Origin of the sequence: Gordonia sp. p3-SID1431, assembly GCF_025143765.1 — a bacterium.
Lineage (GTDB): Bacteria > Actinomycetota > Actinomycetes > Mycobacteriales > Mycobacteriaceae > Gordonia > Gordonia hongkongensis.
On record NZ_JAMBDT010000027.1, the window covers coordinates 21,240 to 42,587 of the forward strand.

A 21,348-nucleotide genomic window follows, 5' to 3' on the forward strand; every position below is an offset into this window, starting at 1 on the left:
GAATGTCCGCAGATCGAATCGACGGTGTCCGCGTCCTCGGGGCCGGGCGCGAATTCGACGGCCGGCGGGTTCTCGACCGGGTGGATCTGACCATCGCCCGGGGCGAGTTCGTCGCTTTGCTCGGGGCGAGCGGTTCCGGGAAGAGCACCCTCCTCCGGGGGATCGGCGGGCTCGACCGCGGTTTCACCGGCACGATCGAGGCACCCTCGGTCAAGGCGATCGTGTTCCAGGAGCACCGGCTCATGCCCTGGATGTCGGTGTGGCGCAACGTCGCGCTCGGGCTGCGCGGCGGTGACACCGAGGCCCGCGCGCTCCGCGCACTCGACGAGGTGGGGCTGGCGGCCAAGTCCGGCGCCTGGCCGTCCACGCTCTCGGGTGGCGAGGCCCAGCGCACCGCGCTGGCACGCGCACTCGTCCGGGAGCCCGACCTGCTGTTGCTCGACGAACCGTTCGGCGCGCTCGACGCCCTGACCCGGATCAATGCCCAACGCCTGGTGGCCCGGTTGTGGGAAGCGCACCGTCCGGCAACACTGCTGGTGACGCACGACGTCGAGGAAGCCCTTCTCCTCGCGGATCGCGCGCTGATCCTGCGGGCCGGCCGGATCGCACAGGAGATCGTCGTCGATCTACCTCGCCCACGCCAGGTCACCGATCCCGAATTCGTCGCCCTCCGTTCACAACTGCTCGCCGGGCTCGGCGTCGGCGGAACCGACGCCGAATCCACCGGCCCCACAACGACACCGACAACGACACCCCGGGAGTTCACCCATGCCTGACGTACTGACCCTGTCCACGGACGTGCTGGTGATCGGCGGTGGTCCCGCCGCGACCTGGGCCGCCGTCCACGCTCGCGACGCCGGAGCCGAGGTGATCATCGTGGACAAGGGTTACTGCGGCTCGTCGGGTACGACGGCCCCGGCCGGGACCGGGGTCTGGTACGTCGTCCCGGACCCGGACAAGCGCTCGGCGGCGAAGGCGAGTCGCGAAGCGCTCGGTGGGTATCTCGCGGACCACGCCTGGATGGACCGGGTTCTCGACAGGACCTACACGAACATGCACCGGCTGGGCACCGAGGGTCGCTACCCGTTCCCGATCGACGAGCACACCGGGGAGCCCATCCGCACCGGTGTCCAGGGCCCGGAGTACATGCGTCGCATGCGCGCGTGGGTCCGACGCCGCGGTGTGCAGATCCTCGATCACTCCCCCGTCCTAGAACTCCTCACCGACAGCGAGGGCGCTGTGCGGGGCGCCGCCGGATACCAGCGGCAGACCGGCCGGGACTTCCGGATCTCGGCCGGCGCGGTCGTCGTGGCGACGGGCGGATGTGCGTTCCTGTCCAAGGCACTGGGCAGCAACGTCGACACCGGCGACGGCGCACTGATGGCGGCGGAGGTGGGTGCCTCGTTCTCCGGGATGGAGTTCGCCAACGCGTACGCGATCGTGCCGAAAGGCTCCACGGTGACCAAGACCGCGTACTACGGCTACGCCACCTTCTTCCACGCCGACGGACGCATCGTCGAGGGTGCGGGATCGACGAAGGGGCGGTCGGTGATCGCGCGGACTCTGCTGCAGGAGAAGGTCTACGCACAGCTGGACCGGGCCGATGAGCGGGTGGCGGCACAGATGCGCCAGGGTCAACCCAACTTCTTCCTCCAGTTCGACCGCCGGGGCATCAACCCGTTCACCGACCGGTTCGAGGTCGATCTCCTCGCCGAGGGCACCGTTCGCGGAACCGGCGGCATCGACATCGTCGACGCGGACTGCTGGACCGGCGTCCCGGGTCTCTACGCGGCCGGCGACGCCGCCACCCGCGAGCGGATCTGCGGTGGCTTCACCGGCGGCGGCAGCCACAACTCCGCCTGGGCGATGTCGTCGGGCAGTTTCGCAGGCGCTGCAGCGGCACGAGCGGCCCGCGACGCGGGCGGGGCATCCCCTCTCGATCGGCTCTCGGGCGCCGGCACCGTCGGATTGGGCTCCGCCCGGAGCGGGATCACACCCGACGACGTGGTGACCGCCGCACAGGGCGAACTGATCCCCTTCGAGAAGAACTACCTGCGTCACGGCGACCGTATGGCACCGGCGCTGAACGCCCTGGACTCGCTGTGGGACGAGGTCTCCGGCCCGGCCTACGGCGCCCGCACACCGGCGGGGCGCGTCCGCGCGCGGGAGGCGGCTGCGATCACCGCGGTCGGACGGTGGATCTACCGATCCGCACTCGCCCGCACCGAATCCCGCGGGATGAGCAAGCGCGCCGACCACCCCGAGCTCGACCCGGCACTGGGCGATCACGTCCGCACCGGCGGACTCGGCGATGTCTGGGTCGCCGCACCCGGATCGGCTGTCCGCCGGCCAGACCCGGCCCCTCGGCTCGCCGTCAGGATTCCCGCGTGATCGAGCTCGTCGTCGCGTCGGCGTGTATCGCCTGCGACAAATGCGTGAATGCCTGTCCCACCAACGTCTTCGACACCGGACCCGACGGCGTACCGGTCATCGCACGGCAGTCCGACTGCCAGACCTGCTTCATGTGCGAGGCGTACTGCCCCACCGACGCTCTCTACGTCAGCCCGGAGTCGTCCCCACTCGGCACCCGAGAATCGTTACCGCTAGAGCTGATCGGCAGCTACCGGGAACGGCTCGGCTGGGGCAAGGGGCGCGCACCAGGAAGCCTAACCGCGGTCGGGCCCCCGATCCCGCATGGAGACCCGCCACCACGGCTCGTCGAGCAGCGAACCGACGAAACACAATCCGCCTGAACACCGACTGACCCACCCACCCCAGAGATCTCCAGAACAGAGAAACAATGTCCACCAGAACACCTCTCGGATCACCGCTGCGCCGCATCAGACGCGCCGTGGCACTGCTGTCGGCGGGCGTCGCACTGGCGGCGGTTGCCGCGTGCGGGTCCGACGACGCGTCGTCGGCGCAGCGCGAAGTCATCGACACACTCCGGATCGGCGTCATCGGCTCGAGCAACGTGATCGCCGGTCCGGTCGGCTTCGCCCACAGTCGCGGGGAACTGCTCGAGGCCTTCGCCCCGCTCGGTGTCAACAACGTCGAGGTCTTCAACTTCCCGAACGGGCCCGATCTCAACCAGGCTCTCATCGGCGGACGCCTCGACGTCGCGAGCTACGGTGACACCCCCGCCCTCGTCGCCCGCGGCTCGGGACTACAGACCCGCCTGCTGTCGATCAACCAGTTCGACAACGATGCCGGCGTGGTGGCCAAAGACCCGTCGATCCGCTCGCTGGCCGACCTGGCGGGCAAGAACATCGGCGTGCCGAAGGGGTCCTACATCGACCGCTATCTGCAAGGCGCGCTGGCCGAACAGGGCATCACCGCCAACCTGATCCACCTGTATCCGGCCGATCAGGAGGCACCGTTGAACTCCGGTGAGATCGACGGAGCGGCGCTGCCCGGCGTCATCCCGTCGGTGGCGCTGCAGACCTTCGAAGGCAAGGGATTTCACCTGGTCGACTCGGTCTACCGGGACCATCCCGATCTGGCCGGCACCAGCGTGACGGTCAGCAGTGACCAGTTCCTGGAGAAGAACCCGGACTTCGCCACGACGTGGCAGCAACTGCACGCGTCGTCGGTCCGCTATGCGAAGGCGAACTGGGAGGAGTACCTCCAGTTCGAGCTCGGCAACTCCAAGGCACCCGAAGCCGCCGTCCGTGCCGCCGCCAACCCCGAGGGTTACTCCGAGGAGCCGTTCCCGGCCCGGGCCGTCGAATTGCTCACCGGCACCAAGGCATTCCTGGTCGAGCAGGGCAGCATCGAAGACGACTTCGAACTCGACTCCTGGCTGCAGCGTCCCGCGACGGGAGCCAACTCATGACCGGGCCCCGGTTCGGGGTGTGGGCCAATGTCTACGGCACGTGGGCCTCGGCACACCATCCCGACGACCCGGTCGACGCATCCTGGGAACGCAATCTCGCACTGGTTCGACGCGCGGAGGAACTGGGGTATCACAGCACCCAGTGAGGTGCGAGCGAAACGAACCCACCCCGGCCCTGAGGTGCGAGCCCTAACTACTGCTCCCTGAGGAGGCCGGAGCTTGCGGAGGCCGTCACGAAGGGTCCTGGTGAGATGCGGGTCGCACTCACGCAACCTGATTCGTGACCGACAGACTTCAACTCGACTCCCAGACTTCGATCGAAGTCTGGGAGTCGAGATGAGGTCTGTCGGTCGGGCGGGCCAATGGGTCTGTCCTCTTTCTGCTCCGGGAACAGCGCTGCCCTCACATCAGCGAACGGAGGCCCGGTTCGCTGTCTGACCGCGGGGGCGGGGCGGCGCGGAGAAATTCGTCGGTGGCCTGTCGGATGCTGCCCGAGATGGCATGTCCGACATGGCTACCGGAGTACCAGTGGACTTTCCCACCCCAGTGATTGTGTAGCTGCTGGGCGGCGGTCACGGAGGTCACGCGGTCGTTGAGCGCCGCGACCACCATGCGGCGTTCTGGTGTCGGAACCGGCTCCACGGACAGTGGATTGATGACCGACGAGACCGCGCGAACCGGTTCGCTGCGCATCAACGACGCTAGATGGCGTCCCTTGGACCCGCCGCGCTCCATGTGATGAGCCAGGGTGGCATGCATCTCCAGCATCGGCACGACGGCTAGCACCGAGCTGATACGGGGGTCCATCGAGGCGACCATCGCGGCGATCGGTCCGCCGAGCGACGTCCCCGCGATCGCGATGTCGGCGGGTTCCTGACTCTCGATCCACGTGATGAGCGAGCGGATCTCGGCAATCGCCCGGATGGTGATGACAGTGTTGACCAATGGGTCGAACCCCGGATAGGCCACCTTCTCGACTCGCCGGGAACCGTGGGCGGGCAGGACGGGGAAGACCACGTCGTAACCGAGCTTGTTGTACAGGTTGGCCGCGCGGAACGCGTAGAGATCGTCGGCCCGACCCTGAGCCGCCCCATGGACCCAGATCAACCAGCGGCGACCGGCGCGTCGTCGTGACAGCACCCGCACCGAGGCGATCCCGTCGGCGTAGGGGTCGGCCGCGGCGATCGATTCCGGGAGCGGCACCGCCACCGAGTAGTCGATGTGATCGAACGAGGTGGTCCCGAAGGTCTTCCGGTTGCGGGAGACGATGCCGGGTGGGCCGGGGTCGAGGTGGACTCGCGACGGACCGAGGGCAGCCAGTTCATCTGCGACACCGACACATCGGTCGACGCAGTCTTCCACGAAGTCGATCGGCGGGATGTCCCGGATCACCGAGTTGACCGCGATGAACAGCTCGTCGACGGCGGTCTCCCCGACCATCCGCGGACCGCAGTCCGCCGGCGGGACGCCCGTCGCGGGATCCCCGCGGCCGGCCGCACGCGAACTGCCGATCGCACGGGGCAGCACTTTCGCGAACAACCCCAGTCGTGCTGCTCCCGACTCCCAGTCGATCAACTCGCCTCCTGCGCCATCGCGGTACTGTTCTCGTCCTCGTCGGCGGTCGTCCGTCCGAGCGCATCGGCGGCCTCTGCGACCGCGTCGGCCACCCGCCGCAAGAAGCCGGCCGGGTCGGGCATCGACTCCGGTGTCGCGATGAGGCCCATGCTGAGCCTGCCGGCGTAGCTGTAGGTGGTGAGGTTGACGTCGGCGGGTGCGATGGCCAGCGCGAACGAGATCCAGTCGACGACCTCGATGTCCCCGACCCACCGCGTGGTGCGCGGACCCGGCATGTTGGCGGTGGTGATGTTGTTCATCACCAGCGGTGCGCGATTCGCGGCCAGACCGCGGAAGGTCGGGCCGAGCCGTCCGGTGTAGGTGGCCAGCGCGTCGGTGAGATCGAAGCCGACCTCGCGCCGGCATCGAACAGTCGCCGCGCAGCTCTCACCGGTGGCCGCGATCCGCTCGATCGGGTCGGCCAGATCCGACCTGAGATAGGCCATCGCGGTGGCGATCTCGTTGCCGTGCACACGGGTGGAGGCCAGGTCTTTGCATACCCCGAAGATCGAGACCGACACTCCCGGCTCCTCGCCGCGGGCGATGAGTTCCGCCCGGATCGCACCGGCGATGACACCGTGCAGAGCCCCGTTCACGGTGGTTCCGGTGGCCAGCGCGAGTCGCTGGACGGCGGCGAGCGGGATGTCGCCGGACGCACACACGCGTTCGGCGCCGCTGCGGGCGTTGAAACTCGTCCGACGGACCGTCAGGGGTTTCGGGATGAGTTCGGCATCGCCGGCCCGGCGTTTCGCGACAACCGCACGCGCCAGTGCCGACGCTGCCGACGGCAGGCGACGAACCATACGCCAGGATTCCGAACGCGCTGCGCGCGTGAGCTCGTCGTCGTCGTGCTCGATGCGGGTCGCGCCGATCGGCGCCTGCTCGACCCGCTCATCCGGACCGGCGGTCGCGGCCATGAACGTGTTGAGTGCGGCGAGACCGTCGGCGACGGCGTGATGGACGCGGACGACGACCGCCTGCCGCCCACCGGCGAGACCGTGCACGAGGGTCAGTCCCCAGAGCGGCCGACTCCGATCGAGTTGCCGGACGGCGAGCTCGGACAGGATCGCGTCCAGCTCGGCACGTCCCCCCGGTGCGGCGGCGGAACGCTCGTCCAGGTGCCGGCGCACGTCGAAGTCGTTGTCGTGCACCCAGAAGGGGCGGGCGCCGTGTCCGCGAGCCCACGCAAGCCGCTGGGTCGCGCGCGGGAACATGCCGAGGTAGTCGGGCAGGACGTCGGCGATCTCGGTGAGATCGAGGGGCCGGCCACGACGGGAGGTGTCGAGCACCGCGACCTTCAGTGTGTGCATCGGGGTCGACGCCGATTCCATGTTCAGCATCAGCGCGTCGGGACCGGACATCCGTTCGGCGTCCAGAACTTCGGCGGAGCGGTCGATCTGCTTGACAGCGTGCATGATTCAGCTCACCTTTCGTTCGGTCGACGGGGCGGACGGGAGTTCGCGTTTGAGGATCTTGCCGGTGGCATTGCGCGGCAGTTCGTCGAGAAAGTGGACGTCGCGGGGGACCTTGAACCCGGCGAGCTGTTCTCGCACGTGCCGCTGGATGTCCTCTTCGCCGATCTGGGCCTCCGGTGCTCGCACCACATGGGCGACGAGACGCTGGCCGAACCTGTCGTCGTCGACCCCGGTCACCGCGACCTCGACCACCTCGTCGAGAGCCCCGATGACCAACTCGACCTCGAGGGGATACACGTTCTCCCCGCCGGAGACGATCATCTCGTCGTCGCGGCCGACGACGAACAGCAGCCCGTTCTCGTCGAAGCGGCCGACATCGCCCGACACCATGTGTCCGTCGCTGAATGCCTTGGTGTCCGAGCTGGTGTAACCGTCGAACCCGGAGTTGTTCGCGACCACGATGCGCCCGACCTCGCCGACGGGGACCTCGCGGTCGTCGTCGTCGAGGATGCGAACACTCGTACCGGCGAGCGGCCGCCCGGCGGTCTCCGGCGCGGTGCGCAGATCGGTTGGGGTGGCGGTGGTGATGAGACCCGCCTCGGTGGCGTTGTAGCTGTTGTAGACCACGTCGCCGTACCGGTCCAGGAATGCGACGAGAGCATCGGAGCGCATCCGCGATCCGCTCGCGGTGGCGAAGCGCAGCGTCGGCATCGGGCGGTCGTCGAGGACGTCGTCGGGGAGGTCCGTGATGCGTTCGAGCATCACCGGAACCACGGCGAGGCCGGTGGCCCCGTGGTCGCGGACCATGTCGAGCGTCGCCACGGGATCGAAGCGACGGCGCATGATCATCGTGCACGTCATCGTCGCCGCGATGGCCACCTGCCCGAAACCCCATGCGTGGAAGACCGGGGCCGCGATGACGATGGACTCGCCTGCGCGCCAGGGAATCCGGTCGAGCATCGCGGCGAGGGACGCCACGTCGGTGCTTCCGCCTCGGCGCGCACCCTTGGGCGTTCCGGTGGTTCCCGAGGTCAGCAACACGATCCGGCCGGCACGATCGGGCCGCGCGGGTCGCGCGCCGCGATTCGCGCCGATCAGTCCGTTGACGGTGACACCTTGCGACGACTCGTACTCCGTCCATGCACGGATGCGCCGCAGTTCCGGAAGTCGTTGCGCCGCGGCCTCGACGACGGTGTCGAACTCGTCGTCGGCGATGAGCACGTCTGCCTGTTCACGTTCGAGGACGTCGGCGAGCTGGGGTCCGGCGAACCCGGTGTTGAGGAGTACCGCGTCGGCACCGAGCCGGGACGTCGCGGCGAGCGCCTCGATGAGACCGCGGTGGTTGCGGCATAGGATGGCGACGGTGCCGACCGCCGTGCCGGGAAGATCGCGCAGACCGACGGCGAGCGCGTCACAGCGGGCATCGAGCTCGCGCCAGGTGAGTTGTCCCGCCTCGTCGATGAGGGCGAGTCCGTCGGGATCGCGCGCCGCGGCGAGGCCGATCCCGCTCACCGGCGAGGCGCCACCGTGCCGACGGAGGTTGAGCCCCATGCGGACATAGCGATCGACCCGAAGCGAACCGAGAAAGCCGCTGCGGACGAGGGTGCGAACGAGCCACATCTGCGTGGTGACGCGATCGCGGAGTTGCGAGATCATCGTCGTCTCCTGGTGATCAGCCGATGACCGGGAATCGGCGCTTGCGGGCGAGGTCGTCCAGTGCGTGCTGCATGCGTTTGCGGACCATCTGGTCCACCTCGTCGTGTTCGGGGTTGTTGCCGAACTCGGCGGTGATGTCGATCGGGTCGAGGACCTCGGTGACCAGCTTCGACGGCAACGGGATGTTCGGCGGGAGGTGCGCGGTCAGACCGAACGGGAAGCCGAGCGCGAACGGAGCGGTGTCGGTGCGGATCAGCTTGTCGAGCCGCAGTATCCGGGCCAGCGTGTCACCGCGGTTGAGGAACAGCTGCGTCTCCTGGCCCCCGATGGTGACGATCGGGACGATCGGCACGCCCGCCTCGAGTGCGGTGCGGATGTACCCGGTCCGACCGTGGAAGTCGATCGTCGCGCTCTGGCTGCTCGGCCGCAACGCCTCCCACTCTCCGCCGGGGAACACGATGGTGGCCGCGCCGGACCGCAGGGCGGCGACCGCGTTCTTCGGGTGAGCCGGCAGGAACCCGACCTTTCCGAAGATCTGTTTGCCCGATCCGGTGAAGATGAGGTCGTGGGCCAGGGTGTACAACGGCCGGTCCGCCCCGAACTCGTCGGCGAAGGCCACGCTGATCACCGGGACGTCGAAGGCCATCAGACCGCCCGAGTGGTTGGACACGAGGAGGGCACCGCCGTCGGGCACCTTGTCCATGCCCCGGACCTCGGAGCGGAAGTAGGTCTTGGCCACGAGCTTGAGCACGGGCAGCACCCGCTTCACCCAGGTCTCGTCGCGTGCGGTGAGGTCGAAGGTCTCGGCACTCATCGGTCCATCTCCTGTGGGATCGATTTCGCGGTTCGCGCGGATCACCGCTGGATCGGTCGGAGCCAGATGTCCGACCGGGGTCGATGTCCTCCGAACCGCAAAATGAGAACACGTTCTAGTGGTTAAATTAGAACACGTTCTACTTTGCGTCGCCACACTTCGTTACCTATGCCACAACTGACTGATCGGTAGCCTTATGGACTTCATCCTGGAGGACATCTCCGAAGCGGAGGTCGCGCGTCGCCGCGCGGTCTACACCCCTCTCACCGACACCGTCCGGGACCTTGTCGACGCGGTGATCCGCACCGAGGTCGCCGAGGAGGACCTCGACGAAGCGCGCCGACGGATCGCCGACGGATCGCCGACGTGGTGGCCGATTTGCGGAGAAGCCAGATGGACGGGGCCTTCGGGGTGCGACACACCCGCGAGAACACCGGGATGGCCTGGGGAAATGCGGTCATCGGCGTGCGCAATGCGCTCGCGCCACCGCTCGACGTGGTGCATGTCGCCGACGGGGTTCGCAGTGAGTTCACGCTGGGAGCGGCCTACGAGGGCCCTCCCGGTCAGGTGCACGGCGGGGTGTGCGCGATGGTCCTCGATCACGTCCTCGGCAATGCGGCCAGTGTCGAGGGGCCGTGCTACACCGGCACCCTCACCGTCCGGTACGGGCGACCGACGCCCCTGGGCGCACTGGTCGCGCAGGCGTCGGTGACCGAGCACAGCGGACGCAAACGCATCGTCCGCGGCACGATCTCCGACGCCGACGGGGTGACCTGCGAGGCCGAAGGGGTGTTCATCGTGCCCCGCTCCGCGGTCGACGTCCCGTCGGTGCGCTGGTCGGCGGGCTGATGCGAGCCGCGGTGACCGCCCCAGGAGAGTTCGGCCCAGGCGGATTCGTCGTCGAGCATCGTCCGGATCCGACGCCTGGACCCGGCGAACTCGTTCTGCGGGTCGCGGCGAACGGGATCTGCGGTTCAGACCTGTCGATCGCGCCGCTGCTCCCGGCCGGCACGATCATGGGCCACGAGTTCGCCGGCGAGGTCGTCGGCATCGGGCCCGCGGACCCGGACGTCCCCCACGCCTTCCGGGTCGGCGACGCCGTGGCCGCCATGCCGGTCATCGGGTGCCATCGGTGCCGCGCCTGTCTTACCGGTGACGTCGCCCGCTGCCCGTCTGCGCGCACCCTCGGACTCGGCGTCCTACCCGGCGGACTCGCCGAGTTCGCGGTGGTCGGTGCCGCCGAGAGTGTCCTGCTCGACGACATCGACCCGGTCGACGGCGCGCTGGTCGAGCCGCTGGCGGTGGGTCTGCACGCCGTCACCCGCGCGTCCGTCCGGCCCGGCGACCGGGTGCTGGTCCTCGGCGCCGGTCCCGTCGGCCTCGCGGCGTTGCACTGGCTCTCCCGCGGCGTGGCCACCGAACTCGTGTGTTCGGACCCGTCGCCGGGCAGGCGCGCGGCCGCACTCGATCTCGGCGCGTCCGCGGTGTGCGCTCCGGACGAACTCCCCGCCCAGGTCGAATCGGGCTTCGACGTGGTCGTCGAGTGCGTGGGCAAGCCGGGGATGATCGCGTCCGCCCTCGACGCGGTCGCGACCCACGGCACAGTGGTCATCGCGGGCGTCTGCTTGAGCCCGGACACGTTCATGCCGGTGGCCGGAGTCGTCAAGGAGATCACCATGCACTTCGTCTCCTACTACACCAAGCGCGAGTTCGACACCGCCGCAGCGGAGTTGAACAAGGGCGCGATCGGGTCGTCGACGCTGGTCAGCGGGATCGTGGGGCTCGACGAGACCGATCGCGTCGTCCGCGAGCTCTCGGCGCCCAACGACCACCGCAAGGTGCTGATCGCGCCCGGGGTGTCCACGGTCGGCTGATCGGCACTCGCGGCCGCCCGCGCAACCGGCGTACGGTCACTCGGGTGAACAGTGCCGTCCCCGAAGCCCCCGAGCCGTTCAGCACCGACGAGGCGCGGCAGGTGCGCGCGATCTCTGCCGAGCTGGGCCTGCCGGGCATCGTCGACGTCCACACCCACTTCATGCCGCGACCGGTGATGGACAAGGTGTGGGCCTATTTCGATTCCGTCGGGCCGTTGGTCGGACGGGAGTGGCCGATCACCTACCGCGCCGACGAGGACGTCCGCGTCGCCACCCTGCGCGACTTCGGGGTGCGGGCCTACTCGTCCCTGGTCTATCCACACAAACCGAACATGGCCGAGTGGCTGAACGGCTGGGCGCACGACTTCGCCGCCAACCACGACGACTGCCTGCACACGGCGACGTTCTATCCCGAGGAGTCCGCCCACACCTACGTCTCCCGCGCCATCCAAGCCGGCACGCAGGTCTTCAAATGCCACATCCAGGTCGGCGACTTCGCCCCGACGGATTCGCTGCTCGACGGGGTGTGGTCGCAGATCGCCGACTCCCAGGTTCCGGTCATCATCCACTGCGGTTCCGGGCCCGCCCCGGGGACGTACACCGGACCCGACCCCATCCGCGAACTGCTGCACCGGTTTCCGTCGTTGCCACTGATCGTCGCGCACATGGGGATGCCCGAGTACACCGCGTTCCTCGACCTCGCGTTGGAGTACCCCAACGTGCGCCTGGACACCACGATGGCGTTCACCGACTTCGCCGAAGAGGACGCCCCGTTCCCGTCGGACTACCTGCCGCGACTGGCCGACGCCGGCGACAAGATCCTGTTCGGCAGCGACTTCCCGAACATCCCCTACGGCTACACCCACGCCCTCGAGGCGATCATCCGCCTCGACCTCGGGGACGAGTGGCTCCGAGACGTGTTCTACCGCAACGGCTCCAGACTCATAGGGATCGGCTGACCGGGGCGAGCGCCTACAGCACCTGGGACAGGAAGGCCCGCAGCCGATCCGACGTCGCGTCGTCGAAGACCTGTTCCGGACGCCCGGTCTCCACGACGGCACCGTGATCCATGAACAGCACGTTGTCGGAGACGTTGCGCGCGAAGCCCATCTCGTGGGTGACGACCACCATGGTCATCCCCTCGGTGGCGAGGTCGGCCATGAGCGCGAGGATGCCCTTGACCAGTTCCGGGTCGAGGGCGGAGGTCGCCTCGTCGAAGAACATGACCTCGGGGGTCATGGCGAGCGCACGGGCGATGGCCACCCGCTGCTGCTGGCCGCCGGAGAGGCGTGCCGGGCGCACATCGGCCTTGTTGGTCAGCCCGACGATCTCGAGCTGACGGAGCGCGACCTCGCGGGCCTCGTCCTTGCTCAGCCCCTTCAGCTTGCGCGGTCCGAGCGCGACGTTGTCGACGACGCTCTTGTGCGGGAACAGGTTGAAGTGCTGGAACACCATGCCGATCCGGCGTCGGAGTTCGTCCGGGTTGTCCTTCAGGACCGACCGGCCGTCGAGCAGGATGTCACCCTGGTCGGGTTCGTGCAGCCGGTTCAGCACGCGCAGGAGAGTCGACTTGCCCGATCCCGACGGTCCGATGACCGTCGTCGTGGTGCCGGCGTCGACCTGGATGTCGACGCCCCGCAACACGTGGTGCTTGCCGAATGACAGGTGCAGGTCGGTGCCGGTGAGCGAGACGGCCGTCCGGGTGGCGGTCGTACTCGGCGTCCGGGAGCCCGGCGTCTGGGAGCCCTCGGTGTCGGTCTCGGACTTGTTGAGATCAGGCATGGGCCTATCCCTTCTCGACAACGGTCGGGGGCAGCGGGTCGTCCTGGACGTCGGTGGGACGTCCGGTGCGCAGGCGCCGGTCGATGTAGTTGACCAGGTGCGTCAGCGGGATCGTGAGGATCAGGTACATGATTCCCGCGGCGACGAGGGGCGAGAGGTTGCCCGTCTGCGCGTTCAGGTCGCGGCCGACCGCGAACAGCTCCCGCTGGCTGGCCAACAACCCGAGGAAGTACACCAGCGAGCTGTCCTTGATCAGGCTGATGAACTGGTTCATCAGCGCCGGGAGCACCCGCCGCACGCCCTGCGGCACCACCACCAGACGCATCGACTGCCGATAGCTGAACCCGATGGCCCGCGAGGCCTCGAGCTGCCCGTCGTCGACGCTCTGGATTCCGGACCGGAAGATCTCGCCGATGTAGGCCGCGGCGAGCAGGGCCAGGGCGACCGCCCCGAGCCAGTACGGGTTGTTGCCGGTGATGCCCTTGACCACCGGGCCCACACCGAGTCCGACGATCAGGATGACGACGACGGCGGGCAGTCCGCGGAAGATGTCGGTGTACACACGCGCCGGCCAGCGCAACCACCGCGACCGGGAGATGCCGCAGAGCGCCAGGATCATGCCCAGGATGGTGCCGAGCACCCCGGACACCACGGACAGGATCAAGGTGTTCACGAGCCCGGTCTTGATCAGCTCCGGGAACGACTCCTTGTAGAGATCCCAGTTGAAGAAGGTGTCGCCGAGCTGTTCCAGGGTGCTCTTGGGCGCGGTCTCCTCGGCCGGGCCCGCCTTCTCCGCGTTCTCGGCGGCGATGGCGGCGATGTCGGGGAGTTCGGGCGCGGGCGCCGCCTTGCTGCCCGGCTTCCACCCCTCGGGTAGCTCGCGCGGCACCCAGTCGACGTAGAGGTCGGCATACGTGCCGTCGGCGATGATGGCGTCGAGTCCGGAGTTCAGGGCCTCGGTGAGCCGCGGCTTGTTCTTGCCGACGGCCCACGCGACGAAGTTGTTGACGCTGAAGGTGTTCTCGACGATCGCGGTGCCGTCGCCCTCTCGGACCGCACCCTCCGCCTGCTGCGACGGTGCGACCCAGGCGTCGACCTGACCGCTCCGGAGGTTGGCGTAGGCGGTGGCGTAGTCCGGAAACTTCACCGGGTCGAGGCCCAGGGTGTTGACGACGTAGTCGTCCTGGACGGTGCCCTGGACCACGGCGATGCGCGTCGAGTCGGAGAGGTCGCCGAAGCCCTTGATCGCGCCGTCGGTCGGCGCCACGAGTGAGAAGTAGCCGAAGTCGTAGCCGTTGGTGAAGTCGACGGTCTTGCGCCGGTCGTCGGTGGTGGTGATCGACGACGACCCGACGTCGAAGCGGTTGTTGGCGACCTGGGACAGCAGGCCGGCGAACTCGGTGCCGTTGAACTCGATCTGCAGACCCAGCTTCGCGGCGACGGCCTTGAGGAGTTCGTTGTCGAAGCCGGTGAAGTCGCCCGCGCCGTTGACGCAGATGCTCGGTCCGGCGTCCGACAGCGTGCCGACGGAGATCTTGCCGGGCGACAGCAACTCGAGACGACTCACGTCGATCTGGTCGAGCGGCGTGGTGGACTTGGTGGTGTAGCGGTCCTCACCGCCCTGATCGGCTGCGGCGAGGTTGACCGGCGCGGCCGAGGCCGACGCGAGTCCAGCGGGCGCACAGCTGTCGGCGGGAGCCGCCTGGGCTCGTGGCGCAGGTCCGCCGAGGATGGTCAGCAGGCCGACGATGGCGACCGTCAGTGCCAGCGCGACGACGCGCACGGCGCGCGGCGCGGCCCGTCGGGCGCGATGGGATCGGTGGTTGGACACCATGTCGACACTATCCCCACGCGCAGGAGGTGTTCCAAATTTTTGCTCGCCGGTGGGTTTAACCCGGTTGAGCTGGGGATCGTCGTCGTCACGGGGCGCCTGCGAGGCGCGCTGCGGAGGCCACCGTCGGCCTGGCCATCTCACGCCGATCATCGGGGACACTTGCGTGGGGTCGACGCCGATACTTCTCTATCGGAATTTGCCAATTGCTTGTCGGAAAACGATTCGCGTGCTACCAATGATACAGGGATTCGGGATTTGTAACATCATTTCTTCACCGCGCCAGAAATCAACCCCCTCTTGATCATCTGGCACCCATCCCGCTATCCCACGGGCCGCCGACGTGCGCCTTTGCTGCGGCCTGCGTCCACTGTCGAATTCGAAGTGAAAGCGGGAAATATCATGCTGTCTGCAATCTTCTACGCAATCGAGGCTTTCGACAATCTGTTGTGGGACTTCGCGGAAATGATCGTCACCGGCAGTGACGAAGCCGCCGGCTCGTAGGCTCCACCACCTCAGGACGAGTTCAGCAGTAGGTATCGCCTCGCGATACCTACTGCTGAACCTGTGTGGGACTCCTCAGCCCCGAGCGGCAATCCGCGCCTGCACCTCGGGGCGCCGGAGCGGGGGCACCGTCTTCGGCGGCTGACGACGCTCGGGCAAGACGTCGAGCAGCGTGCGGGTAGCCGCGGTCACGGCGACCACCGCGGCCTCGAAGGCCTCCGCATTCGCCGGCGATGGGTTGCGAACTCCACTCACCTTGCGCACGTACTGCCGCGCGGCCGCCTCGATCTCGTCCTCGGTGGCCGGCGGTTCGAGTCCGCGGAGTTCGGTGATGTTGCGGCACATAGCAGATCCCTTCGATGACGGATGCGCTGGGCGGAAGGCGATGCGACGTCGCAACCGGGCCGACCCGCCGAGGGCCTACTCGCCGATCTTGACGACCGCTTTCCCCAGAATCCGCCCTTCGGCGAGATCGGTCAACGCTTCCGGCAGCTGATCGAGCGTGTAGGTGACGTTGACCTGAGGTTCCATCCCGTCGGCGATCATCTGCGTCAGCTCTTCATGCAGCTTCGCGGGCAGGTTCAGTTCCGGATGGGTGCGCACGTACTCGCCCCACGCGGCCCCGACGACGGCGATGTTGCGGAACAGGACTCGATTGAGTTTGACGGTCGGGATGCCACCGGCCGCGAAGCCCACCACGACGTAGCGGCCATCGGGGGCGACCTGACGGAGCGCCTCGTCGAACACCTCGCCGCCCGACGGGTCGATCATCACGTCGACGCCCTTGGGGACGATCTCCTTGAGCTTGGTACCCCAGCCCTCCTCGAGCTGGACGATCTCGTCGGCCCCGGCGCTGCGCAGCAGGTCCTCGGCACCCTTCCGGTGGACGATGGCGATGACCTTCGCGCCCATCGCCTTGGCGACCATGATCGACGCGGTCCCGACGCCGCCGGCGGCGCCGAGCACGCCGACCACCTCACCGGGCTGGGTGTGCGCGCGGGTCTTCAGCGCGAACAAGGCGGTCTGGTAGTTGATGCCCATGGCCGAGCCCTGCTCGAAGGTCAGGCCTTCGGGAAGCGGCAGGAGCTGTTCGGGCGCGGCCGCGACCTGTTCGGCGAATCCGCCGACGATCGACGCCACGAGCACCTTGTCCCCGACCTTCACCGACGCCCCGTCGGGAGCCGAGCGCACCACGCCGGCGACCTCGGTGCCCGGCGTGAACGGCGTCGGCACGCGCAGCTGGTACTTGCCCTGACTCATCAGCACGTCGGGGAAGCACACGCCGCACGACTTCACGTCGACGACGACCTGGCCGTCGGCCGGGGTGGGATCGGGAACGTCCTGCAACTCGAGTCCGGACGGGCCTGTCTCTGCGGTGAGTACCTGAGCTTTCATACGGCTCACCCTACGCGGCGACCGTCACACACCCGATAGGATCTGATGCCATGTCACAACCTGCGGCACAGTCGCCGAACGCACCCTCCCCCGACCGCCTCCGCGTCGCGGACGAGGCACCCGGATTCATGCCGCTCGACGAGGCCCAGACGCTCTTCGAGATCGCCGGAGAATATCTGTCCCAACCTGATTCGACGAAGGTCGGCGTGGAGATCGGTACCTACTGCGGGAAATCTACCGTCTTCCTGGGATCGGCCGGCGAAGCGAACGACGCCGTCATCGTGACCGTCGACCATCACCGCGGTTCCGAGGAACACCAGCCCGGTTGGGAGTACCACGACGAATCCCTCGTCGACGCACACACCGGGACGCTCGACACCTCGGCACGCTTCCGCCGCACCATGTTCGACGCCAGGCTCGACAACACCGTCGTCGGGTTGCTCGCCCCGTCGGCCGTCGCCGCTAAGGTCTGGGGCCGACCGGCGGATTTCGTCTTCATCGACGGCGGCCACAGCATGGAGGCGGCGCAGACCGACCTCGACGGCTGGGCGCCGTGGGTGCGCATCGGCGGGGCCCTGCTCATCCACGACGTCTTCCCCGACCCCGCCGACGGCGGCCGCCCGCCGTACGAGATCTACTGCCAGGCACTGGAAACCGGACAGTTCACCGAGGTGCGGGCGGAGGGATCGCTGCGTGTCCTCCGCCGCGACTCGGGCGAGGTGGGCGCGCCGCTACCGCGGAAGGCCTGACCGCGTCGGAGGCCGTCAGCGTCAGGCCTCGCCGGCCAGCGCCCGCACCTTGCCGAGCACGTCCGGATAGCGCTTCAGGTGCGCGCCGCCGTTGACGTCGAAGGCGGCACCGGTGATCCAGCGCGCCTTGTCGGAGGCGAGAAAGGCTACGGTGTCGGCGATCTCGGCGGGTTCTCCGCTCCGGCCCAGTGGGGTGTTGTCGAGGTAGTCCTCGGTGAGGCCCGGTACGAAGCCGATGCCCTCGGTCAGCGGGGTCATCACAAGCCCCGGCGACACCGCGTTGACCCGCACCCGACGGTCGGCGAGTTCGAGTGCGGCCACCTCGACGAGCATCAGCACACCGGCTTTCGACGCGCAGTACGCCCCCATCCCGGCGCCCGGCTGGCGGCCGTTGAGTGAGGCGATGCAGGTGATCGATCCGCCGTCGGCGATCCGGCGACCGGCGTGTTTGATCACGAGGAACGTTCCGGTCAGACAGATGTCGACGGTGTTGCGCCAGGCGTCGAGTTCGAGTTCGGTGAGCGCACCCGGATTCGACAACCCGGCACAGTTCACCACCGTGTCGAAGTCGCCGATGCCGGCGAAAGTCGCTGCGACCGAGTCCTCGTCGGTCACGTCCATGTGCACCGCCCGCGCCCCGTCGCGCGTCGCCGCCACCTGCTCGGCACGTTCCACGTCGCGGTCGGCCACCACCACCTGCATCCCCTCGCCGACGAACGCGTCGACGGTGGCCAGTCCGATCCCCGAGGCACCCCCGATCACGACCGCCCGGTTCATCGCGTAGCCGCTTCCACAACGTCGGCGTTCGATGCCAGATGACGGCGCAGGAAACCGATCTCGTGCGTGACGCAGGGCTCGAAGAAGTCGTTGCCCGCGAAGATGTCGAAATGGTCGCACGGGTAGTGGCGCACTTCGGCGTGAGCTTTGAACGCGGTCTTCGACGCCGCGTACGGCGGTGCGGCGGAATCGAAGTCGGCGATCTGGAACAGCACCGGGGCATCGACGCGCGCGGCGTGCTTGTCGACTCGGAACGAGCCGATCTCGAGACCGACCGAGGCGTCGACCTCGTTGCGCCACGACGGCCCCGCGATCGCGCGGTAGCTCTCCAGAAACCCTGGTGCGGTCAGCGCGGCGCCCACGTCGCCGGGTTCGCCGACGACCCGCAACATCTTCGGACCCCGGCCCAGCCGTCGACCCACCGAACTGGCCACTGCCGTGGCGGTCGAGCGGGCGATCGCCGCCCCGCCGACCTGGGCGTAGGCGACGCGACCGGCGGCGAGCCCATTGACCAGTGGCACCACCGCGATCACCGCGGCCACGTCGGTCCGGTCGGCCGCCACGGTCAGCGCATGCCCGCCGGATTGCGACACTCCCCAGAGGATGATCCGTTCCGGGTCCACTCCCGGCTGTTTCTTGGCGGCGCCGATCGCGGCGCGGTAGTCGTCGGCCTGCCGTTCCAGCGAAATCGACTGTCGCGGTTCGCCACCGGACAGCCCGAAGCCGCGGTAGTCGAACGCGAACACGGCCAACCCCGCGTCGGCGAACCGTTGCGCATAGGGCGCCAGACCCGAGTCCTTGGTCCCCGCGAAACCGTGCGCCATCACGACGACGGGGCGCTTGCCGTCGATCTCGAACGGCGAAGACTCCGCGCCCGGAAAGAACCAGGCGTCGCAGTCGGCGTCGGACGATCGGAAGCGTACGGTGGTCGCACCATTTGAAATGGTCATGCGGATGCTCCCTTCGAGACCAGATCGTCGGCCACCCCGGCCCACGTCGGCGGCCCCTGCTGGTGGGCCCGCCGGATCCCCGCCGGAATCTCCTTGGTCCGCATGTTGTGTTCGTAGAGATAGTGATCGAGTTGCTGCGTGTGCCGCGGGCGGTCGAGCATGTGTCCGGTGTAGTACTGCATGTCCGCCTCGATCGTCTGCCGCATCTCCGGTACCGACGGGAGCCGGTAGTGACCCGTGGCGTAGGCCCCGATCAGCCGCGCCTGGCATTCCACGAAGGGAAACAGCGTCGGAACCGCCTGCGCGAAACCGGCGAAGACGAGGTCGTCGATTCCCGGGTAGAACATGCGCTTGTAGAGGTCGATCCGATTGTCGGGCGCACTGATGAAGTTCGGGTCGAAGAACGGGAACGTGATGTTGTAACCCGTTGCGTAGATGATGATGTCGAAGTCGTCGGCGGTCCCGTCGTCGAAGTGGACCGTGGACCCGTCGAACCGGCTGATGTTGGGCTTGGGGGTCACGTCGCCCGAGCCCAGTCGCAGTGGCAGTTCCACCGACTGCGTCGGATGTGCCTCAAAGAACTTGTGATTCGGTGTCGGCAGACCGTAATCCTCCGGCCGGCCGGCGGTCACGGGTTGCATGACCTGGACGAACTTGCGCTGCCACGACGTCGGCAGATACGGCGTCGACCGGTAGTACTTGTCGGCGGGCTTGCCCCCGAAGTATTTCGGCACGATCCACGCTCCCGACCGCGTGGAGAGGGTCAGCTTGTTGTCCAGCGCCTTCGACGACAGTTCGACGGCGATGTCGGCGGCACTGTTACCCAGGCCGACGACGAGGATGCGCTTACCCGTGAAATCGTGCGGGGTACGCGGATCGATGTAGTGGTGGGCGTGCATCTCGATTCCGTCGAACTCGCCCGGGAAATCGGGCCAGCGCGGATCCCAGTGATGGCCGTTCGCCACCACCAGCAGGTCGAACCGCCTGCGCTCACCGCCCTGGGTCTCCAGTTCCCAGCCGCCCCCGTCCAGTCGGGTCGCATGCTCGATTCCGTTGGTGAACTCGATCGAGGAGTAGAGGTCGAAGGCCTCGGCGTAGGAGTCCAGGTAGGCCTTGACCTGGGTGTGGTGCGGGAAGTCGGGATACTCGTCGGGCATCGGGAAGTCGCGGAACGACAACTGGTGTTTCGAGGTGTCGATGTGCAGCGACCGGTAGGCACTGCTGTGACCGTTCGGGTTGCCGAAGGCCCAGTTGCCCCCGACCCGGTCCGAACTCTCGAAGCAGGTGTACGGCACGCCGTAGTCGGTGAGCATCTTGCCGGCGGTCAGCCCGCTGATACCGGCGCCGATGATCGCGGTGGTTGGTAAAGGCACACTGCCCCCTCGGTGGACCCGTTGGATGTAGACACAATCTGATTTGTGTCTACACGATGAGACGTATCGTGTACACAGAATCCGCGAACTGTCTACGCAGCGCCCTCCTGAGCAGACATGTGGATGTGGGGACGCGGCGCGCACCGACCACGACCACAGGAGGAGTCAGTGACCGAGGCCTCGACCACGACGGTCCACGAACGACTGCTCGACGCCACGCAGAAGCTGCTCGCCGACAAGGGAATCCGGGCGACCACCATGCAGCAGGTCGCGGAGTCGGCAGGCGTGTCCCGCGCGTGGCTGTATCGGCACTATCCGGACAAACCGTCCATGATCGGCGCGACCATCGTCCGTCTCACCGAGTCGTTCTGGCGCGACGCCCGGGCCGAACTCGACGCCATCCCCGACCTGGTCGGGCAACTCACCGCCGGCGTCCGGATCGGCCGGGGTGCCTACGACGACCCGGGCACGCTGCTGCTCCGACTCCGCACGGAGGAACCCACGGAGTTCGCCGAATGCGCCGGTGTCGGTGTCGTCAAGCTGGTTCCCGATCTGGCGGCGTTCTGGTTCCCGTTCGTCGAACAGGCCGCTGCCCGCGGGGAGATACACCCCGCACACGATCCGTACGAGGTGTCCGAATGGGTTGCGCGCGTCCTGATCAGCCTCGGCACCTCCCCGGGTGAGGCCCTCGACATCGACGACGCGCGGCAGGTCCGACGCCATCTCGAGCGGTTCGTCATGCCGGGTCTGGCCACCGACCCGCAGGGATGAGTCGGTGA

At 68.0% G+C, this 21,348-nt stretch carries 20 protein-coding genes and 1 pseudogene; 10 read left to right on the plus strand and 11 right to left on the minus strand.

The window, feature by feature from the left end:
- Nucleotides 1–2 precede the first annotated feature (2 nt).
- The 5 genes from M4D77_RS09295 to M4D77_RS09315 are packed head-to-tail and all read left to right on the plus strand — an operon-like array spanning nucleotide 3 to nucleotide 3,981.
- The gene (locus M4D77_RS09295) at nucleotides 3–776 is read left to right on the plus strand and encodes an ABC transporter ATP-binding protein (protein ID WP_259936079.1); all 774 of its coding nucleotides are present in this window, start codon (nucleotides 3–5) and stop codon (nucleotides 774–776) included.
- Nucleotides 769–2,391 carry an FAD-binding protein gene (locus M4D77_RS09300; protein ID WP_259936080.1) on the plus strand — a complete coding sequence of 541 codons (1,623 nt, stop codon included), beginning with the start codon at nucleotides 769–771 and terminating at the stop codon, nucleotides 2,389–2,391. The genes M4D77_RS09295 and M4D77_RS09300 overlap by 8 nt, the downstream gene beginning before the upstream one ends.
- Nucleotides 2,388–2,753, plus strand: a complete 366-nt coding sequence (locus M4D77_RS09305; RefSeq protein ID WP_259936081.1) for a ferredoxin family protein — start codon at nucleotides 2,388–2,390, stop codon at nucleotides 2,751–2,753. The genes M4D77_RS09300 and M4D77_RS09305 overlap by 4 nt, the downstream gene beginning before the upstream one ends.
- A 47-nt stretch (nucleotides 2,754–2,800) precedes the next feature.
- Nucleotides 2,801–3,835 (plus strand): ABC transporter substrate-binding protein, encoded by a 1,035-nt coding sequence (locus M4D77_RS09310; protein WP_259936082.1) that lies wholly within the window; start codon nucleotides 2,801–2,803, stop codon nucleotides 3,833–3,835.
- Nucleotides 3,832–3,981: a hypothetical protein gene (locus M4D77_RS09315; protein WP_336276200.1), complete on the plus strand. Its 150-nt coding sequence runs from the start codon at nucleotides 3,832–3,834 to the stop codon at nucleotides 3,979–3,981. Before M4D77_RS09310 ends, M4D77_RS09315 begins: the two co-directional genes overlap by 4 nt.
- 256 nt (nucleotides 3,982–4,237) lie before the next feature.
- Here M4D77_RS09315 and M4D77_RS09320 read toward each other — a convergent pair whose 3' ends face one another.
- Genes M4D77_RS09320 through M4D77_RS09335 form a run of 4 tightly spaced genes read right to left on the minus strand, consistent with a single transcriptional unit; the run spans nucleotide 4,238 to nucleotide 9,334 of the window.
- Nucleotides 4,238–5,410 (minus strand): alpha/beta hydrolase family protein, encoded by a 1,173-nt coding sequence (locus M4D77_RS09320; RefSeq protein WP_259936083.1) that lies wholly within the window; start codon nucleotides 5,408–5,410, stop codon nucleotides 4,238–4,240.
- Nucleotides 5,407–6,864, minus strand: coding sequence for a wax ester/triacylglycerol synthase domain-containing protein (locus M4D77_RS09325; RefSeq protein WP_137810511.1), 1,458 nt, complete (start codon nucleotides 6,862–6,864; stop codon nucleotides 5,407–5,409). The genes M4D77_RS09320 and M4D77_RS09325 overlap by 4 nt, the downstream gene beginning before the upstream one ends.
- 3 nt (nucleotides 6,865–6,867) lie before the next feature.
- Nucleotides 6,868–8,520: an AMP-binding protein gene (locus tag M4D77_RS09330; protein WP_259936084.1), complete on the minus strand. Its 1,653-nt coding sequence runs from the start codon at nucleotides 8,518–8,520 to the stop codon at nucleotides 6,868–6,870.
- A 16-nt stretch (nucleotides 8,521–8,536) separates the two neighbouring features.
- Nucleotides 8,537–9,334 (minus strand): lysophospholipid acyltransferase family protein, encoded by a 798-nt coding sequence (locus M4D77_RS09335; RefSeq protein ID WP_058252413.1) that lies wholly within the window; start codon nucleotides 9,332–9,334, stop codon nucleotides 8,537–8,539.
- Nucleotides 9,335–9,530: 196 nt separating this feature from the next.
- Between M4D77_RS09335 and M4D77_RS09340 the strand changes: the two are divergent.
- From M4D77_RS09340 to M4D77_RS09350, 3 genes and pseudogenes are all read left to right on the plus strand, one after another.
- Nucleotides 9,531–10,183, plus strand: a pseudogene (locus tag M4D77_RS09340) (PaaI family thioesterase).
- Complete coding sequence (locus tag M4D77_RS09345; protein WP_259936085.1) at nucleotides 10,183–11,208, plus strand: alcohol dehydrogenase catalytic domain-containing protein; 1,026 nt, start codon at nucleotides 10,183–10,185, stop codon at nucleotides 11,206–11,208. The pseudogene M4D77_RS09340 and the gene M4D77_RS09345 overlap by 1 nt, the downstream one beginning before the upstream one ends.
- 44 nt (nucleotides 11,209–11,252) lie before the next feature.
- The gene (locus M4D77_RS09350) at nucleotides 11,253–12,167 is read left to right on the plus strand and encodes an amidohydrolase family protein (RefSeq protein WP_259936086.1); all 915 of its coding nucleotides are present in this window, start codon (nucleotides 11,253–11,255) and stop codon (nucleotides 12,165–12,167) included.
- Nucleotides 12,168–12,180: 13 nt separating this feature from the next.
- Here M4D77_RS09350 and M4D77_RS09355 read toward each other — a convergent pair whose 3' ends face one another.
- From M4D77_RS09355 to M4D77_RS09370, 4 genes are all read right to left on the minus strand, one after another.
- Nucleotides 12,181–12,990, minus strand: coding sequence for an amino acid ABC transporter ATP-binding protein (locus M4D77_RS09355; protein ID WP_259936087.1), 810 nt, complete (start codon nucleotides 12,988–12,990; stop codon nucleotides 12,181–12,183).
- 4 nt (nucleotides 12,991–12,994) lie between these two features.
- Nucleotides 12,995–14,824, minus strand: coding sequence for an ABC transporter substrate-binding protein/permease (locus tag M4D77_RS09360; protein ID WP_259936088.1), 1,830 nt, complete (start codon nucleotides 14,822–14,824; stop codon nucleotides 12,995–12,997).
- A 576-nt stretch (nucleotides 14,825–15,400) separates the two neighbouring features.
- Nucleotides 15,401–15,670 carry a DUF2277 domain-containing protein gene (locus M4D77_RS09365; RefSeq protein WP_211538273.1) on the minus strand — a complete coding sequence of 90 codons (270 nt, stop codon included), beginning with the start codon at nucleotides 15,668–15,670 and terminating at the stop codon, nucleotides 15,401–15,403.
- 75 nt (nucleotides 15,671–15,745) lie between these two features.
- Entirely contained in the window at nucleotides 15,746–16,720 is a 975-nt protein-coding gene (locus M4D77_RS09370; RefSeq protein WP_259936089.1) for an NADPH:quinone oxidoreductase family protein, read from the minus strand.
- Between the two features lie 50 nt (nucleotides 16,721–16,770).
- Between M4D77_RS09370 and M4D77_RS09375 the strand changes: the two genes are divergently transcribed.
- A complete protein-coding gene (locus tag M4D77_RS09375; RefSeq protein ID WP_211538271.1) occupies nucleotides 16,771–17,469 on the plus strand; it encodes a class I SAM-dependent methyltransferase in 699 nt (232 codons plus the stop codon).
- A gap of 21 nt (nucleotides 17,470–17,490) precedes the next feature.
- On the opposite strand, the gene M4D77_RS09380 is transcribed toward M4D77_RS09375, so the two are convergent.
- Genes M4D77_RS09380 through M4D77_RS09390 form a run of 3 tightly spaced genes read right to left on the minus strand, consistent with a single transcriptional unit; the run spans nucleotide 17,491 to nucleotide 20,569 of the window.
- Complete coding sequence (locus M4D77_RS09380; protein ID WP_137810521.1) at nucleotides 17,491–18,246, minus strand: SDR family NAD(P)-dependent oxidoreductase; 756 nt, start codon at nucleotides 18,244–18,246, stop codon at nucleotides 17,491–17,493.
- Entirely contained in the window at nucleotides 18,243–19,196 is a 954-nt protein-coding gene (locus tag M4D77_RS09385) for an alpha/beta hydrolase (RefSeq protein ID WP_058252422.1), read from the minus strand. Before M4D77_RS09385 ends, M4D77_RS09380 begins: the two co-directional genes overlap by 4 nt.
- Nucleotides 19,193–20,569 carry an NAD(P)/FAD-dependent oxidoreductase gene (locus M4D77_RS09390; RefSeq protein ID WP_058252423.1) on the minus strand — a complete coding sequence of 459 codons (1,377 nt, stop codon included), beginning with the start codon at nucleotides 20,567–20,569 and terminating at the stop codon, nucleotides 19,193–19,195. Before M4D77_RS09390 ends, M4D77_RS09385 begins: the two co-directional genes overlap by 4 nt.
- 168 nt (nucleotides 20,570–20,737) lie before the next feature.
- Between M4D77_RS09390 and M4D77_RS09395 the strand changes: the two genes are divergently transcribed.
- The gene (locus M4D77_RS09395) at nucleotides 20,738–21,340 is read left to right on the plus strand and encodes a TetR/AcrR family transcriptional regulator (RefSeq protein WP_171011674.1); all 603 of its coding nucleotides are present in this window, start codon (nucleotides 20,738–20,740) and stop codon (nucleotides 21,338–21,340) included.
- The last annotated feature ends 8 nt before the right edge of the window (nucleotides 21,341–21,348 follow it).

What these genes read in the sequence shown, in the direction of transcription:
- M4D77_RS09295 (WP_259936079.1), top strand. Translation starts at nt 3, where the DNA reads ATGTCCGCAGATCGAATCGACGGTGTCCGCGTCCTCGGGGCCGGGCGC.
- M4D77_RS09300 (WP_259936080.1), top strand. Translation starts at nt 769, where the DNA reads ATGCCTGACGTACTGACCCTGTCCACGGACGTGCTGGTGATCGGCGGT.
- M4D77_RS09310 (WP_259936082.1), top strand. Translation starts at nt 2,801, where the DNA reads ATGTCCACCAGAACACCTCTCGGATCACCGCTGCGCCGCATCAGACGC.
- M4D77_RS09315 (WP_336276200.1), top strand. Translation starts at nt 3,832, where the DNA reads ATGACCGGGCCCCGGTTCGGGGTGTGGGCCAATGTCTACGGCACGTGG.
- M4D77_RS09325 (WP_137810511.1), bottom strand. Translation starts at nt 6,864, where the DNA reads ATGCACGCTGTCAAGCAGATCGACCGCTCCGCCGAAGTTCTGGACGCC.
- M4D77_RS09330 (WP_259936084.1), bottom strand. Translation starts at nt 8,520, where the DNA reads ATGATCTCGCAACTCCGCGATCGCGTCACCACGCAGATGTGGCTCGTT.
- M4D77_RS09335 (WP_058252413.1), bottom strand. Translation starts at nt 9,334, where the DNA reads ATGAGTGCCGAGACCTTCGACCTCACCGCACGCGACGAGACCTGGGTG.
- M4D77_RS09345 (WP_259936085.1), top strand. Translation starts at nt 10,183, where the DNA reads ATGCGAGCCGCGGTGACCGCCCCAGGAGAGTTCGGCCCAGGCGGATTC.
- M4D77_RS09355 (WP_259936087.1), bottom strand. Translation starts at nt 12,990, where the DNA reads ATGCCTGATCTCAACAAGTCCGAGACCGACACCGAGGGCTCCCAGACG.
- M4D77_RS09360 (WP_259936088.1), bottom strand. Translation starts at nt 14,824, where the DNA reads ATGGTGTCCAACCACCGATCCCATCGCGCCCGACGGGCCGCGCCGCGC.
- M4D77_RS09365 (WP_211538273.1), bottom strand. Translation starts at nt 15,670, where the DNA reads ATGTGCCGCAACATCACCGAACTCCGCGGACTCGAACCGCCGGCCACC.
- M4D77_RS09370 (WP_259936089.1), bottom strand. Translation starts at nt 16,720, where the DNA reads ATGAAAGCTCAGGTACTCACCGCAGAGACAGGCCCGTCCGGACTCGAG.
- M4D77_RS09375 (WP_211538271.1), top strand. Translation starts at nt 16,771, where the DNA reads ATGTCACAACCTGCGGCACAGTCGCCGAACGCACCCTCCCCCGACCGC.
- M4D77_RS09380 (WP_137810521.1), bottom strand. Translation starts at nt 18,246, where the DNA reads ATGAACCGGGCGGTCGTGATCGGGGGTGCCTCGGGGATCGGACTGGCC.
- M4D77_RS09385 (WP_058252422.1), bottom strand. Translation starts at nt 19,196, where the DNA reads ATGACCATTTCAAATGGTGCGACCACCGTACGCTTCCGATCGTCCGAC.